At 60.8% G+C, this 16165-nt stretch carries 14 protein-coding genes; 4 read left to right on the forward strand and 10 right to left on the reverse strand.

Annotated elements, in window-relative coordinates; all coding sequences use genetic code 11:
- Positions 1 to 3 precede the first annotated feature (3 nt).
- The gene (gene ctaD, locus HX811_RS27175; RefSeq protein WP_008439614.1) at positions 4 to 1593 is read right to left on the reverse strand and encodes a cytochrome c oxidase subunit I; all 1590 of its coding nucleotides are present in this window, start codon (positions 1591 to 1593) and stop codon (positions 4 to 6) included.
- 58 nt (positions 1594 to 1651) lie between these two features.
- The gene (gene coxB / locus HX811_RS27180) at positions 1652 to 2779 is read right to left on the reverse strand and encodes a cytochrome c oxidase subunit II (RefSeq protein WP_003214854.1); all 1128 of its coding nucleotides are present in this window, start codon (positions 2777 to 2779) and stop codon (positions 1652 to 1654) included.
- Positions 2780 to 3147: 368 nt separating this feature from the next.
- Between coxB and HX811_RS27185 the strand changes: the two genes are divergently transcribed.
- A complete protein-coding gene (locus HX811_RS27185; protein WP_177048221.1) occupies positions 3148 to 3795 on the forward strand; it encodes a hypothetical protein in 648 nt (215 codons plus the stop codon).
- Positions 3796 to 3924: 129 nt separating this feature from the next.
- Here the strand turns inward: HX811_RS27185 and HX811_RS27190 are convergent, their stop codons facing one another.
- The 6 genes from HX811_RS27190 to HX811_RS27215 all read right to left on the reverse strand — a co-directional run bounded on the left by HX811_RS27190 (position 3925) and on the right by HX811_RS27215 (position 11464).
- Positions 3925 to 5472 carry a SulP family inorganic anion transporter gene (locus HX811_RS27190; RefSeq protein ID WP_177048230.1) on the reverse strand — a complete coding sequence of 516 codons (1548 nt, stop codon included), beginning with the start codon at positions 5470 to 5472 and terminating at the stop codon, positions 3925 to 3927.
- Between the two features lie 85 nt (positions 5473 to 5557).
- Positions 5558 to 6289: a carbonic anhydrase gene (locus HX811_RS27195; RefSeq protein WP_003214859.1), complete on the reverse strand. Its 732-nt coding sequence runs from the start codon at positions 6287 to 6289 to the stop codon at positions 5558 to 5560.
- A gap of 196 nt (positions 6290 to 6485) precedes the next feature.
- Positions 6486 to 7544: a PA0069 family radical SAM protein gene (locus HX811_RS27200; RefSeq protein ID WP_177048232.1), complete on the reverse strand. Its 1059-nt coding sequence runs from the start codon at positions 7542 to 7544 to the stop codon at positions 6486 to 6488.
- Between the two features lie 81 nt (positions 7545 to 7625).
- Positions 7626 to 8924, reverse strand: coding sequence for a cytochrome c (locus HX811_RS27205; RefSeq protein WP_177048234.1), 1299 nt, complete (start codon positions 8922 to 8924; stop codon positions 7626 to 7628).
- 12 nt (positions 8925 to 8936) lie between these two features.
- Positions 8937 to 10721 (reverse strand): GMC family oxidoreductase, encoded by a 1785-nt coding sequence (locus HX811_RS27210; protein ID WP_003214867.1) that lies wholly within the window; start codon positions 10719 to 10721, stop codon positions 8937 to 8939.
- 2 nt (positions 10722 to 10723) lie between these two features.
- On the reverse strand, positions 10724 to 11464 hold the full coding sequence (locus HX811_RS27215; RefSeq protein ID WP_003214869.1) for a gluconate 2-dehydrogenase subunit 3 family protein: 741 nt from the start codon (positions 11462 to 11464) through the stop codon (positions 10724 to 10726).
- A gap of 284 nt (positions 11465 to 11748) precedes the next feature.
- Here HX811_RS27215 and HX811_RS27220 point away from each other — a divergent pair, with 284 nt between their 5' ends.
- A complete protein-coding gene (locus tag HX811_RS27220) occupies positions 11749 to 12435 on the forward strand; it encodes a tyrosine-protein phosphatase (protein ID WP_003214870.1) in 687 nt (228 codons plus the stop codon).
- 27 nt (positions 12436 to 12462) lie between these two features.
- Here the strand turns inward: HX811_RS27220 and HX811_RS27225 are convergent, their stop codons facing one another.
- Entirely contained in the window at positions 12463 to 12735 is a 273-nt protein-coding gene (locus tag HX811_RS27225; protein WP_003214872.1) for a YheV family putative zinc ribbon protein, read from the reverse strand.
- Complete coding sequence (prlC, locus tag HX811_RS27230) at positions 12732 to 14783, reverse strand: oligopeptidase A (RefSeq protein ID WP_003214874.1); 2052 nt, start codon at positions 14781 to 14783, stop codon at positions 12732 to 12734. The genes HX811_RS27225 and prlC overlap by 4 nt, the downstream gene beginning before the upstream one ends.
- A gap of 102 nt (positions 14784 to 14885) precedes the next feature.
- Between prlC and HX811_RS27235 the strand changes: the two genes are divergently transcribed.
- Both HX811_RS27235 and HX811_RS27240 read left to right on the forward strand, forming a co-directional pair.
- A complete protein-coding gene (locus HX811_RS27235) occupies positions 14886 to 15428 on the forward strand; it encodes a gamma carbonic anhydrase family protein (protein WP_003214876.1) in 543 nt (180 codons plus the stop codon).
- Between the two features lie 11 nt (positions 15429 to 15439).
- Positions 15440 to 16093, forward strand: coding sequence for an HAD family hydrolase (locus HX811_RS27240; RefSeq protein ID WP_177009008.1), 654 nt, complete (start codon positions 15440 to 15442; stop codon positions 16091 to 16093).
- Positions 16094 to 16165: the final 72 nt, after the last annotated feature.

Consider the following 16165-nt stretch of genomic DNA (forward strand, 5'->3'; position numbering starts at 1 on the left):
TGTTCATTTGACCTCCGGCGGCGTGGTGAAGGTGTGGTACGGCGCAGGCGAAGGGATGCTCCACTCCAGCCCTTCGGCGCCATCCCACGGCTTGGCCGGCGCAGGCGGGCCGCCACGGATGCACTTGATGACGATGAACAGGAAGAAGATCTGCGTCGCGCCAAAAGTGAAGGCACCGATGGAGGAGACCATGTTGAAATCGGCGAACTGCAGGTTGTAGTCCGGCACCCGACGCGGCATGCCGGCAAGCCCTACGAAGTGCATCGGGAAGAACGCCATGTTCATCCCCACGAACGACAGCCAGAAGTGCAGCTTGCCCAGGGTTTCGTCGTACATGTGGCCGGTCCATTTCGGCAGCCAGTAGTAGGCCGAGGCGAAGATCCCGAAGATCGCCCCAGGCACCAGTACGTAATGGAAGTGCGCCACCACGAAGTAGGTGTCGTGGTACTGGAAGTCCGCCGGGGCGATGGCCAGCATCAGCCCGGAGAAACCGCCGATGGTGAACAGAATCACGAAGGCCACCGCGAACAGCATCGGCGTCTCGAAGGTCAGCGAGCCTTGCCACATGGTGCTGACCCAGTTGAACACTTTCACGCCCGTGGGCACCGCGATCAGCAGCGTGGCGTACATGAAGAACAGCTCGCCCACCAGCGGGATGCCCACCACGAACATGTGGTGCGCCCACACGATGAACGACAGGAACGCGATGCTCGCCGTGGCGTACACCATCGAGGTGTAGCCGAACAGCGGCTTGCGCGAGAAGGTCGGGATGATCGAGCTGACGGCACCGAACGCCGGCAGGATCATGATGTACACCTCGGGGTGGCCGAAGAACCAGAACACATGCTGGAACAGCACCGGGTCACCACCACCGGCGGCACTGAAGAAGCTGGTGCCGAAGTGGATGTCCATCAGCATCATGGTCACGCAGCCCGCCAGTACCGGCATCACCGCGATCAGCAGGAAGGCTGTGATCAGCCAGGTCCAGACGAACAGCGGCATTTTCATCAACGTCATGCCGGGGGCGCGCAGGTTGAGGATGGTGGCGACCACGTTGATCGCGCCCATGATCGAACTGATGCCCATCAAGTGGATGGCGAAGATGAAGAACGTCACGCTTTCCGGCGCGTAGGTGGTGGAGAGCGGGGCGTAGAAGGTCCAGCCGAAGTTCGGCCCGCCGCCGGGCATGAACAGGGTGGAAACCAGCATCAGGAACGCCGCCGGCAACAGCCAGAAACTGAAGTTGTTCATGCGCGGCAGGGCCATGTCGGGCGCGCCGATCATCAACGGGATCATCCAGTTGGCCAGGCCGACAAACGCCGGCATCACCGCACCGAACACCATCACCAGGCCGTGCATGGTGGTCATCTGGTTGAAGAACGCCGGCTCGACGATCTGCAAACCCGGCTGGAACAGCTCGGCACGAATCACCATGGCGAACGAGCCACCAAGCAGGAACATACAGAAGCTGAACCACAGGTACATCGTGCCGATGTCTTTGTGGTTGGTGGTCAGTACCCAACGCATCAGGCCCTTGGCGGGGCCGTGAGCGTGGTCACCGGCATGACCGTGGTCATCGATCACAGCGCTCATGGCCTTTCTCCTGCGAACGAGTGGGCGGGACGGTTCAGGGAATATGCAATGAAGGAAGTCATTTGCTTTCCGCCTGTTTCAGAGCCAGCACGTCTTTAGGCGTGACCATGTCGCCTTTGTTGTTGCCCCAGGCGTTACGTTCATAGGTCACGACCGCCGCGATATCGACTTCCGACAGTTGCTTGCCGAACGCCGCCATGGCGGTGCCGGGCTTGCCGAAGTACACGCGGTGCAGGTGGTCTTCCTTGGGCCCGGTGGCAATCGGCGAGCCCTTGAGCGCCGGGAACATCGGCGGCAGGCCCTGGCCTTCGGCCTGGTGACAGGCGACGCAGGTGGTGTGGTAGATCTTGTCGCCACGGGCCACCAGCTCATCCAGGGTCCATTCCTTGGAGGTCAGCTCCTTGAGCTTGGCGGCCTCTTCCTTACGCTCGCCGAGCCAAGTGTCGTAGTCGGCCTTGGATTTGACCTCCACCACGATGGGCATGAATCCGTGGTCCTTGCCGCACAGCTCGGCGCACTGGCCGCGATAGATGCCGGGCTTTTCGATGCGGGTCCAGGCCTCGTTGACGAAGCCGGGAATCGCATCACGCTTCACCGCAAACGCCGGCACCCACCAGGAGTGAATCACGTCCGCAGCGGTCACCAAGAAACGCACCTTGGCACCCACCGGCAGCACCAGCGGCTGGTCGACTTCCAACAGGTAATGCTCGCCTTTGACGGCCTGGTTATGGATCTGCTCGGCGGGCGTGGCCAGGTTGCTGAAGAACTCGACATCCTGGCCCAGGTATTTGTAATGCCACTTCCACTGGTAGCCGGTGACCTGGATATCGATATCCGACTCAGTGCTGTCGTAGATGTTGATCAGCGTCTTGGTGGCCGGAATGGCCATCGCCACCAGGATCAGCAAGGGCACCACAGTCCAGAGAATCTCCACCGTCGTACTCTCGTGGAACTTGGCTGCCACCTGTCCCGTCGAGCGCCGGTGAACGATCATCGACCAGAACATCGCGCCAAACACGACGATGCCAATCGCCACACAAATCCAGAAAATGGTCATGTGCAGGTCAAACACGGCGTGACTGACTTCAGTGGCCCCTGGCGCCATATTCGTTGTCCAGGCGGCTTGCGCCTGGCCGAATACTGACCACAACAGGAGGCCCATCCAAACATGTGGATGTCGCGTCATTGCGGGTTCCCCTTATCATTCTTGTTATCCCGCCGGTTTGCACCTGCGGCCAAGGGAGCGGCTTCCATACTGCTTACAACCGCCAGGCCTTGCCTGCTCATGCAGTCGGGCGTCATCAGCTAATTGCGTACAAAATCGAGTATAGACAGCGACCGCCACCCCGCAATGTGATCGGGCAAATGAACGAAAATGAGGAAACGGACCACACAACAGGACCGGTGGCGCGCGTTATCCGACGAACGATGGCAATTTGATATAACGCCAGCGCATAACCATGAAATAATTATGACAAATGCGTCTTAGGCTCTCGTATAAACGAGCTACCTTATGCTCTCCCTATTTCCTACGCCTGCATCACTGGAGCTTTCATGAACACCGCCGCATTGCGCGAGCAGATTTCCCGTGCCCATCAACACGAATCCAGCACTGGCCAGCTTGCTCAGCAGCTGGAAGTTCAGTTACCGCACCTGCACCCGGCGATTTCCGTGCCTGACGTCGACGCCAAGGGCGTGATGACGCGTTTTGTAAGCGCCTACATCGACCAGGTCCCCGATCTGCTGGACGCGGCCAACGATGTCGCCCGCGAAGCCGGTATTGAAAGCCAGATCAAACCGGTGCTGAAAATCGCCGAGCATTTCTTCCTGCAGCCGCCGGCGATCCTGGCCGGGCATGAAGGCCTGGACGGTTTGCTGGATGAGGCTTACCTGGCGCATCGCCTGGTGGAAGAGGTCAACGATCTGTATATCAAGCACTTCGGCCAGCCGTTGATTCCGCTGGATACCACCGTGGCGAACGTGATTGCCCACCAGTTGATCGGCGAGACGTTCGCCAATCAGTTGGATGAGGCGGTGCACCACGCGGTGGATGAGATGCTTAACGAAGAGAGTTTTGCGCTGGAGTCGGTCGAAGCCTACCGCGACAAGCTCAAGAGCCCGGACACGGAAGCGGCGTGGAAGCGCTGGCCGTGCCTGTCGCGACAGTTGGGCGTGGGTCTTGAGCTGGACCAGCCGGCGTAAATCTCCTGACTGACATAGATCCAATGTGGGAGCGGGCTTGCTCGCGAAAGCGGTGTATCAGAAACACATTCAGTGACTGACACTGCGCCTTCGCGAGCAAGCCCGCTCCCACATTTTGATCCGGTTTTGTCAGCCAACAGACGGCGCCGAGCCTATTCCGGTCGTCGTCCTGACTCTGCCTTCCAACCTGCGTTTCAACCCCCGCGCCTCGATCATCAGCTTCGAGCCCTTGGCCGCATTGGCCCGACCCCATTCCTCCAATAGCTCAAGGCAGGAGTGGTCGATATAACTCAGGTTACTGAGCGGCACATGCAAGGTGGTCCCGGCGGGTACCGTCGACAGCACCTGGGTCAATGCAGGCACCTTGAGAAAGGTCCCGGCCCCCGTCAATCGCAGCTCCATCTCGCCCTCCTGCGGCAGGTCGATCAGGCTTATCTTCAAGCGTGAGGCCTTGAACGCCAGCTTCACCAGCGTCAACCCGAAGCCCACCAACACACCCGTCAGCAGGTCGGTAAAGATGATCGCCAGCGCCGTCGCCGCGTAGGTAAACATCGGCATTCGCCCGTAGCGCGCCAGGCCACGAAACGCCTTCATGTCCACCAGCTTGATCCCGGTGTACACCAGCACACCCGCCAGGCTTGCCACCGGAATGCTTTGCAGCACACTGGACAGCAACAGCACGAACGCCAGCAGCCACAAGCCGTGGAACATCGCCGACAAACGCGTGGTAGCGCCGGCCTGGACGTTGGCCGAACTGCGCACGATCACACCGGTCATCGGCAGGGCGCCGACCAGGCCACACAGCATGTTGCCCACGCCTTGTGCCGACAATTCCTTGTCGAAGTCGGAACGCTGGCCACTGTGCATACGGTCGACTGCCGCCGCCGAAAGCAGCGTTTCAGCGCTGGCGATAAATGCCACGGCGAAGGCCGCGATCAACAGATTGGGATCCGCCAGGTTCAGCAGGTCGCTGGGGCGCAGCCAATCGATGGCATCCGCGAGGTTTTCCGGCACCTCCACCCGCTTGACCTGCAACGCCAGCACCAGGCTGGTGCCTGTCGCCAAACCCACGCCGAGCAGGGCGCCGGGGACGAAGCGCAGCTTTTGCGGGCGGAACTTGTCCCACAGCCACATCACCATAATCGTCGACAGCCCGAGCAAACCGGCCTGCCAGCCGAGCCCGCCGCCCAATGTGGGGATCGCCTGGATCAATGCCGCAGGGAAGCCGGCGAGATTATCCAGCCCCGAGGGCTTTGGCACACCGTCGAGCATCACGTGTACTTGCGACAGGACAATCAGCACCCCGATCCCCGCCAGCATCCCGTACACCACTGCAGGCGCAGTTACGCGAAACCAGCAGCCCAGGCGCAAACGCCCGGCCACCAATTGCAGGAAGCCCGCCAGCAACAGGATCGGCCCGAGCATGGCCATGCCATGCTGGCGAACCAGTTCGAACACCAACACCGCCAAACCTGCCGCCGGACCGCTGACTTGCAACGGCGACCCCGCCAGCCAACCGACCACCAGGCCACCGATGATCCCGGTGATCAAGCCTTTGGCCGGAGGCATTCCGGACGCGATGGCGATCCCCATGCACAGCGGCAGGGCGACCAGAAACACAACCACGGAAGCCAGCAGCTCCCGTGGCAGCACAGCTTTCAATTGAGCAGCACGCATAATGACTCTCCCGAGGCATTCGCCGGGCGTGGCAAGGCCTGGCTGCTCGAACGGCAGCCATCGCGTTACCCGACAGGGGATTGTTTTAGAAGCGCGCTTTAGGCGTCGCGGATGGAATCGGCTGGGTACCGTTCAAGGGCAGGAACGCTGCCTGATCCGCATCGTAGGCCCTGATTTCGCTGGTTTCGATGTCGTAGACCCAGCCATGGATAAACAGATGCCCGTTGGCCATGCGCGAGGCCACGGAGGGATGAGTGCGCAGGTGCTGCAGTTGGGCGATCACGTTTTCTTCGGTCAGCACGTGCATGCTTTCGTGTTCGTTGGCGCAATCGCAGTTGTCCTGGACCATGGTCTTGGCGACCTCGGCGTGGCGCAGCCAGGCCTTTACCGTGGGCATTTTTTCCAGGCTTTGGGGGTTGAGCACCGCGCGCATGGCGCCGCAATCGGAGTGGCCGCAAATGATGATGTGCTGCACACCAAGGGCCAGTACGGCGTACTCGATAGCCGTGGAAACACCGCCGTTCATCTGCCCATAAGGCGGCACGACGTTACCGACGTTACGGGTCACGAACAAATCCCCAGGGGAGCTATGGGTGATCAGTTCGGGAACGATGCGCGAGTCGGCGCAGGTAATGAACATCGCCCGCGGGCTCTGGGCCGTGGCGAGTTTTTTGAAGAGCTCTTCCTGCTGGGGGAAGATCTCGTTATGGAAATGCAAAAAGCCTTCAACGATGTGCTGCAGCGCTGCATCGGCGGATTCCGCCTCGTGAGGGGCTGAAGCCGACGCAGCCAACGGCTGTTTATCCTTGTCACTCATAATTCATCCTCTTGGTTGGAGCAGGGGAGTTTTCCAGTGCGGCCGGCGCCCGAACTGAAACGCCGACTCATTAGTCACTCGATGAACAAGGTACCCGCCGAAACTTAACTCAAACTGAATGAACCGCTCTAGATCAGGGCTTTCAGTGATATCAAAACGCGACTATTGCTACAGAAAAGTACGCTTATCCAGCAGTTTACAATAAAGCCATCTGTCTGCCCGGCGGACAAAACGTCGTGCAGTCCAGATTAAACCTTTCCCGTCGGTTGAGCCCCAATCGTTTGATCGCCTTGGCGAAACGTTGCGCCAGCAAATCGGCAAACGGCCCTTCGCCACGCATGCGTACACCGAAGCGGCTGTCGTAGACCTCACCGCCGCGCACCTGCCGCACCAGGCTCATCACATGGGCCGCGCGCTGCGGGTAATGGGCCGCCAGCCATTCCTCAAACAGCGGCGCCACCTCCAGAGGCAAACGCAGCATCATGTACGCCGCGCTCTGTGCCCCCGCGGCATGAGCTTCGGCCAGCAGGCTTTCCAGCTCGCTGTCGTTGATCATCGGGATCATCGGCGAACACAACACGCCTACCGGTATCCCCGCCTCACGCATCACCCGGATCGCCCGCAGCCGGGCCTTGGGTGCAGCCGTGCGCGGTTCGAGGATGCGCTTGAGTTCGTCGTCCAGGCTGGTGAGGCTGATCATCACCGCCACCAGCCGCTGCTGCGCCAGCGCTGTCAGCAGGTCGAGGTCCCGCAGGATCAGCGAGCCCTTGGTAATGATCGTCACCGGATGACGGTAGCGCAGCAGCACTTCGAGGGTTTGCCGGGTGATCTTGTACTCGCGCTCGATCGGCTGGTACGGGTCGGTGTTGGAGCCCAGGTTGATCGGCGCGCAGCTGTAGCCCGGTTTCGACAATTGCTGCTCCAGCACGTCGGCGGCGTTGGTTTTGGCGATCAGCTTGGTTTCGAAGTCCAGCCCCGGCGACAGGTCCCAATATGCGTGGCTGGGCCGCGCATAGCAGTAGATACAGCCGTGCTCGCAGCCGCGATACGGGTTGATCGCCCGATCAAACGGGATATCCGGCGAGCTGTTGCGGGTGATGATGGTTTTCGCGGTTTCGATACGGACTTCGGTGCCCTGGGTCTGTGGCACTTCCTGATACCAGCCGTCGTCTTCCGCCACGCTGACGGTGGGCGCAAAACGGTTGTGCAGGTTGGTGGCCGTGCCGCGCCCGCGAGGCGGCAGAGGAGTGGACATGAAAGCGCCTCTATACTGTTTTTTTATACAGTATAGAGGCGCAAGGTTTCTGACCAGTGCCGTTGGGCGGCCAACCTTCAATCAATGCTTGGAGGTCACCTGGCCAAGGTCATCACCGGAGGTGGTCTGCATATCATTCTTGCGCACGTTCGCCACGTCACTGGCTTTCACCGGCGCGCCTTTGTTACCCCAGCTGCCCCGAACGAAACTGACCACATCCGCCACCTCCTGATCCGACAGCCGCCAGGCAAACGCCGGCATGGTGAAGGTCGAAGGTGCCGTATGCGTCGCCGGCAACGTGCCGCCGTTCAACACGATGTTGATCAACGAGGTGGCATCCGCCGTCTGCAATACCGGGTTGCCCGCCAGCGCCGGGAACACGCGGGTGTAGCCGTGGCCGTCGGTACGGTGGCAGGCCGCGCAGTTGTCGATGTACACCGAGGCACCCGGCTTGCTGTCATCACCCTTCCACAGCGCATCGGCGACCTGCTTGTCGTACTGGTGCGGCTGATCCTTGGGATCCACCGCCGGCAGGGTCTTGAGGTAACGGGCGATAGCCGTCAGGTCCTCTTCCGACATGTACTGCATGCTGTGGACCACAACGTCGCTCATGCCGCCAAACACCGCGCTGCGATCACTGCGCCCGGTCTTGAGGAATTGCACCAGTTGGTCTTCGCTCCAGCTACCCAGGCCGTCCTTGTGGTCGCCCCGCAGGCTTTTGGCAATCCAGCCTTCCAGCGGCGCACTGCCGGACAGGAAAGCGCTGCCATCCGACGCACTCAGGGATTTTTCCTGCATGGTCAGGGCCCGTGGCGTATGGCAGGCACCGCAGTGGCCAAGGCCCTCTACCAGATAAGCGCCACGGCTGATCACCGGGTCGGCGCCCGCCTGGGCCTGGTAGTCCTCAACCTTGGGGGCGAACATCCAGCGCCACCCGGCCAACGGCCAACGCATGCTCAACGGCCAGGGAATGTCGCTGTCCTTGTTCACCTGCGCCACCGGCTCCACGCCCTTCATGAAGTACGCGTACAGCGCCTGCATGTCGCTTTCGCTGACCCGCGCGTAAGACGGGTAGGGCATCGCCGGGTAAAGCGTACTACCGTCCTTGGCGACGCCATGGCGCACAGCCTGGTCGAAGTCTTCGAAGCTGTAGTCGCCCAGGCCGGTTTTATCCGGGGTGATGTTGGTGGAGTAGATGGTGCCGATCGGGGTTTCCATCGGCAGGCCACCGGCGAACGGTTTGCCGCCCTTGGCGGTGTGGCAGGCCACGCAGTCACCGGCGCGAGCCAGGTATTCACCCTGTTTGACCAGATCGGTTTCAGCCGCACTCACCGAGCAGCTGCTGAACAAAGCCAGGGACGCGATAACAAATGCTTTCATGGTCATCGCTCCTTATGCCTGAACCAGTGGGCCGGGGTTTTTCAGGTACTGCTCGCGAATTGCCCGCGCCGACCAGTAGGTCAATGCCGCCACCAGGCCCGTAGGGTTGTAGCCCAAGCCTTGTGGGAACGCGGAAGCGCCCGGGACAAACACGTTGTGTACGTCCCAGCACTGCAGGTAGCGGTTCAAGGCACTGGTTTTCGGGTCGGTGCCCATGATCGCGCCACCGTTGAGGTGGGTGGTCTGGTAGGACGCGGTGTTGAAGTGCTCGCCCACCTTTTTGCCCAGCAAGGCAATCGCCTTGGGGTTCATCGCTTCGGCGATCTTGCTCATTTTTTCGACCATGAAGCGGTTCATCTTGATGTCGTTTTCCTGCCAGTCGAAGGTCATGCGCAGCAGCGGCAGGCCGTAGGCATCGCGGTAAACCGGGTCCAGGTCGAGGTAGTTGCCACGGTAGGATTGGTGGGCGCCATGGGCATCCATCGACACCTGGTGAGTGTAGTAATCAGCCGTGGCGCGCTTCCACGCACTGCCCCAGGCCGGCGTGCCCGGCGGGTTGGAGGTGCCCGCAATCGGCCGGCTGCCCGCCTGGTTGACCCACATCGGCGAGCCGCCCACAAAGCCGTGAGGCCCATGGTCGAAGTTGTCGGCGTTGAAGTCATCGACCGCCACGCCATTGCCGCCGGCACCGATGAAGTTGTTGGTGTGCACGTCCTTGTCGAAGAACGCCTTGATGGTGGCCATGTTCTGGTAGGCGAAGTTGCGGCCCACCACGCCCTCACCGGAGATCGGGTCGTAGGGTTTGCCGATGCCCGACAGCAGCATCAGGCGCACGTTGTTGAACTGGAAGGAACCGAGGATCACCAGGTCCGCCGGCTGCTCGCATTCCCGCCCCTGGGCGTCGACATACGTCACGCCGGTCGCCTTGCTCCTGGTGCTGTCGAGATTGACCTTCAGCACGTGGGAATTGGGCCGCAGTTCGAACTTGGGTTCCTGGCGCAAGGCCGGCAGGATGTTCACGTTCGGCGAAGCCTTGGAATACATGTAGCAGACATAACCGCTGCAGAAGCCGCAGAAGTTGCACGGGCCCATCTGGGCACCGTAAGGGTTGGTGTACGGCCCCGATGTATTCGCGGAAGGCAGGTTGTAGGGCTTGTACCCCACGGCCGTGGCGGCCTTCTGGAACAGCTGTGCAGAGACGGTGTTCTTCTGCGATTCCAGCGGGAAATGGTTCGAGCGATCCGGCGCATAAGGGTTGCCGCCCTTGCCTTCGCCCACCAACTGGCCTTTCACCGTCCAGGCTTGCCCGGAGGTGCCGAAGACTTTCTCGGCATAGTCGAAGAATGGTTCCAGCTCTTCATAGCTGACGCCGAAATCCTGGATGGTCATGTCCTTGGGAATGAAGTTTTTCCCGTAGCGCTCTTCGTAATGGCTGCGCATGCGCAACTCGATTGGGTCCACCCGAAAGTGCACGCCGGACCAGTGCAGGCCTGCACCGCCGACACCGTTGCCAGGCAGGAAAGCGCCCAGTTGGCGGTTGGGCATCGCCACGTCATTCACGCTATGGCGAATGGTCACGGTTTCCTTGGAGATGTCCTGGAAGAGCTTTTTACGCACGCTGTAGGTCAGTTCGTCGATGACCTGGGGATAGTTGCCGTCCGGGTAGGTGTCCTGCATCGGGCCGCGCTCCAGCGCTACCACGTTGAGGCCTGCTTCCGTCAGCTCCTTGGCCATGATCGCGCCGGTCCAGCCAAAGCCGACAATCACTGCATCCACTTTCTTCATGATGGTCGCCACGTTTACGCCCTCTCGCCACGGATCGAAACAGCCGGGAAGGGGTATTGCTCGTTGCGTTCAACCCAATCCATGAAATCGGCGCGGGCGCCGGGGAAGCCGATCATGGTCCAGCCGACCATGCCTTTGTTGCCACCGTGGACCGGGTCGCAAAAGAACCCTTCCTTGGTGTTTTGCAGCAACAGATTGAAGAAAATCTTCGGCGGGACGCTGTCGAACTGCGCGTCGCCGGCCTCCAGGCGCTGCAACAACTTTTCCTGGGTAGCGCTGTCTTGCTCGGCAAATAGCTTACCGTTCATCGCTTTCGACCAGGCATCCGTGGCAGCAATGCCCAAGCGATAGATCTCCTTGGGCACCAATTTGCTCTGCCAGCCCATTTCAGGCGGCGCGTCGGCATTGAACGGGCCTTGCATGAACCACAGGGCGCCAGCCGCGTACGGCGTGTTCATCTGACGGTCGATGTATTCCGGCGCACCGGCTTCCAGGGCGCCTGGGCCCTGGTCGTCCGCCGGGATCAGGCGCGCAACGGCCGCGTTGATAAAGGCCCATTCCTCGGCAGTGAAATAGCTCGGCTCATAGGCCTTGCTGCTGACGGGCGCCTTCTCCGGGCTGGCTTGAGCCGGTTCGGGAACCGCCATCAGCATCGAACCGCCCAGGCCCGTGCTGGCGACAGTGACCACGGGGATCAAGGTCAAGGATTTGCGTAAAAACTCACGCCGGGGGTTGTCTTGATCTTGATCAGACATGGTGGCACCTCATCATGTGGTCACGGATTTATCAGCCGCTTCGAGGAACGACTTATAGTTTTGGCAGTAAATGGGATCCAAAGGACCCAAGGGGATAGAACACAGCAGCAATCAATAGTTACAAAGGATAGCAGGCTAAGGATTGGGGAAAATCGTTTCAGCGCGAAAAAATCTGCCCGGAGCCGGCTTATTCACGATTCTTTGACGAGTACCTCACACGGCATTGACCCCCTGTAGGCGAATCTGGGCCCCATCAGCCCCTTCCCTATTCGGTTACATCGCGCATGTTCAAGAATCAATTGCTGCCTGCCGTCAGCCTCGTGTTCATGGCGCTGTTCACCACCGCACCGTCCCAGGCCGAAGAGCTCACGCCCATTCGTTCGTTGGAATGGGCCCAGCCGGTGGGCAATCAATACAACCTGTATCAGATGACGCCCACGCTCTATCGCAGCGCGCTGCCGGATAGCGGTGCTGTTCCTGTATTGGAAAAGCTCAAGATCGGTACGGTGATCAACTTTCTGCCCGAGTCCGATGCCAAGTGGCTGAAATCACCCGGTATCAACCAGGTGCAATTGTCCTATCGCACCAACCATGTCGATGACGCCGATGTGCTCGCAGCGTTGCGTGCGATTCAGGATGCCGAAGCCAACGGCCCGGTGCTGATGCACTGCAAACACGGCTCCGACCGCACCGGCCTGGTGGCGGCGATGTATCGGGTGGTGATTCAGGGATGGAGCAAGGAAGATGCGCTGAACGAAATGACCTTGGGCGGCTTTGGCGCCAGTAGCGGCTTCAAGGACGGCGTTCGCTACATGATGAGGGCCGATGTCGACAAGTTACGCACCGCACTGGCCAACGGCGAATGCAGCACCAGCGCCTTTGCACTGTGCTCGATGAAAAGCTGGCTGAATACCGCGGACAACGCCAAAGACCCGGCCGAGGAAAAAACCGCCTGGGTGGTCGCTCCCTGAGCCATCAACCCAGGGAGCGCTTCACGATCAGTCTTTCTTCAGCTTCGGATTAGGGAAGAACTGCACCGCTTGCACCTTGGGGTCCGGTGCTTTCAACGCCGACGTATTGACCCGCGTACCCAATTCCTTGGGCACTGACAGACCTTGTTCATTCAGCGTGTCGGAATAGCCGCAAGCCACGCATTCGCGGTGCGGAACATCGTCCTCGCTCCACATCATCAACTTGTCCGGCTCGCTGCACGCCGGGCAGACTGCCCCGGCGATAAAGCGTTTTTTGGTTTTCACAGGTGCTTCACTCATGCTGCCGCGTCCTCACTCAGGCCGCTGTGGCGCAAGAGTGCGTCAATCGACGGCGCCCGTCCGCGGAAATCGACGAACAGCACCATCGGTGCCTGGGAACCGCCACGGGCCAGGATCGCCTCGCGGAACGCCCGGCCAGTCTCGGCATTGAGCACGCCATCTTCTTCGAACTTGGAGAAGGCATCGGCCGACAGCACTTCCGCCCACTTGTAGCTGTAGTAACCCGCGGCGTAACCGCCAGCGAAGATATGCGCGAAGCTGTTGGGGAAGCGGTTGTAGGCGGGCGGACGCATCACCGACACCTCATCACGCACGCCTTCCAGCACCTGCAGCACACTGCGGCCATCGCCGTGGGTAGCGTGCAGCTCGAAGTCGAACAGCGAGAACTCCAACTGGCGAACCATCATCAGGCCGGACTGGAAGTTCTTCGCCGCGAGCATTTTTTCCAGCAAGTCCTGTGGCAGCGGCTCACCGGTTTCATAGTGACCGGAAATCAGCGCCAGGCCTTCCGGCTCCCAGCACCAGTTCTCCATGAACTGGCTCGGCAACTCCACCGCATCCCAGGCCACGCCGTTGATGCCGGACACGCCGGCGTGCTCGACACGGGTCAGCAGGTGGTGCAGGCCGTGGCCGAATTCGTGGAACAGCGTGGTCACTTCATTGTGGGTCAGCAGGGCAGGCTTGCCGCTGTCGGCCGGGGTGAAGTTGCACACCAGGTTGGCCACCGGGCTTTGCAGCACGCCATCAACCGTGCGGCGACGGTCACGGGCGCCGTCCATCCAGGCACCCCCACGCTTGTTGGCGCGGGCATACAGGTCGAAGAAGAAGCGGCCGACGTGCTGGCCGTTTTCCTTGATTTCAAACAGGCGAACATCCGGGTGCCAGGTGTCGAAGCCTTTCTGCTCGGCGATCTCGATGCCATACAGGCGTTGCACGATGGCGAACAGGCCGCTGAGTACCTTGTCGATCGGGAAGTAGGCGCGCAGGGCTTCCTGGGAAACGCTGTAACGCTGCTCACGCAGTTTTTCGCCGTAGAAACCGCTGTCCCAGCTTTGCAGGTCCGCGCAGCCTTGTTCGGCGGCATAGGCCTTGAGCTGTTGCAGGTCCTGGGTGGCAAACGGCTTGCTGCGCTTGGCCAGGTCACGCAGGAAGCTCAGCACCTGGTCGCTGGATTCGGCCATTTTGGTGGCCAGGCTCAGCTCGGAGAACGAGGCGAAGCCCAGCAGTTGCGCCAGCTCCTGACGCAGGTCGAGGATCTGTTCCATGACCGGGCCGTTATCGTTCTGACCGGCATTCGGGCCTTGGTCCGACGCGCGGGTGCAGTAGGCTGCGTAGATTTCTTCACGCAGGGCGCGGTCGTGGGCGTAGGTCATCACCGCGTAGTAGCTTGGGAATTCCAGGGTGATCAGCCAGCCGTCGAGGCCCTTGGCCTGGGCAGCCGCAGCCATTTGCGCCTTGGAGGAATCGGTCAGGCCGGCGAGGGTTGCTTCGTCAGTGACGTGCTTGGTCCAGGCCTGGGTGGCATCGAGCAATTGGTTGGAGAACTTGCTGCCCAGTTCGGAGAGCTTGCTCTGCACTTCGGCATAACGCTTTTGCTGCTCAGGCGGCAAATCGATACCCGACAGACGGAAGTCCCGCAGGGAGTGTTCCAGGATGGTTTTTTGCGCCACGTCGAAGCCGGCGGCTTCCGGGCTGTTGGCCAGGGCGTCGAAGGCCTGGAACAACTCGCGGTTCTGGCCCATCTCGGTGGAGTAGGCGCTCAGTGCCGGCAGGCACGCCTCGTAGGCTTCCCGCAGTTCGGCGCTGTTGCACACGGCATTCAGGTGGCTGACCGGGCTCCAGGCGGCACCCAGGCGGTCATTGAGTTCGTCCATGGCCAGGACCAGCCCGGCCCAGGTCGGATTTTTACCCTGGCTTTGCAGGATGCCTTCGATGGCGACGCGGTTGTCGGCGAGGATCTGTTCAATGGCCGGCTGTACGTGTTCGGCACGGATCGCCGAGAACGGCGGCAGGTCGTAGGACTGCAGAAGAGGGTTGTTCGCGCTCACGGTTGGCACCTTGGCTGAAGAAACATGTAAGAACAAAGATGGGGCCATCTTAATTACAATCAACGCCCACCGCAGCTATCAGCAGAAGAGAGAGAGCCTATCGTGACCCTTCGCACCTACCAGAATCACACGCCGGCCCTGGCCGCCGGGGCTTTCGTCGATGCATCGGCGGTGGTGATCGGCGACGTCGAAATCGGCACCGACAGCTCGGTATGGCCGCTGACGGTGATCCGCGGCGACATGCACCGCATCCGCATCGGTGCGCGCACCAGCGTGCAGGACGGCTGCGTGCTGCACATTACCCACGCAGGCCCCTTCAATCCTGATGGTTTCCCGCTGCTGATCGGCGACGATGTGACCATTGCCCACAAGGTCATGCTGCATGGCTGCACGGTAGGCAGCCGGATCCTGATCGGCATGGGCAGCATTGTGATGGACGGCGCCGTGGTGGAAGACGAGGTGATCATCGGCGCCGGCAGCCTGGTGCCGCCGGGCAAGAAACTTGAGAGCGGTTTTTTGTATGTTGGCAGCCCGGTTAAACAAATCCGCCCGCTGACTGACAAGGAACGGGCATTTTTCACCTACAGCGCCGCGAACTACGTAAAGCTCAAAGACCTGCACCTGGCCGAAGGCTTCGACCAATGACAAGGACACCCATGCATTACCAGACCGTTTTGTTCGACCTCGATGGCACCCTCACCGACCCGCGCGAAGGCATCACCCGCTCGATCCAGTACGCCCTCGCCAAACTGGGGATCGATGAGCCGGACCTGACCAAACTCGAGCACTTCATCGGCCCGCCGCTGCTGCAAGCGTTCATGCAGTTTTATGGTTTCGACGAAGCCAAGGCCTGGGAAGCGGTGAATTTCTACCGCGAGCGCTTCAAGGTCACCGGCTTGTACGAAAACCGCGTGTTCGACGGCGTGATGCCGCTGCTTGAGGAGCTGAACGGCCAGGGCCGCCAGCTGTATGTGGCCACGTCCAAGCCTTGGGTATTTGCCCGGGAAATCGCCCGGCATTTTGATTTCGCCAAGCACTTCAAGGTGATCTACGGCAGCGAGCTGGACGGCACCCGCACCAACAAGGTCGAGCTGATTGCCCACCTGATGGCGCAAGAAAGCCTGGACCCGGCCAGCACCTTGATGATTGGCGACCGCAAGCACGACCTGATCGGGGCCCGCAGCAATGGGCTGGATTCGGCGGCGGTGGGTTATGGGTTTGGCAGCCATGAAGAGCTGAGTGCCGAGGCGCCGACCTGGCATTTTGAAACATTGGCCGAGCTGCATCAGGCGTTTTTGCAACGGCCTTGAATGCGCTATCGCAGGCAAGCCAGCTCCCACATTTGATCACGGTCGGCCAAGACAACTCAGTCAAATGTGGGA

The organism is Pseudomonas sp. F8002 (assembly GCF_013385495.1).
In the GTDB taxonomy this organism is placed as follows: Bacteria; Pseudomonadota; Gammaproteobacteria; order Pseudomonadales; family Pseudomonadaceae; genus Aquipseudomonas.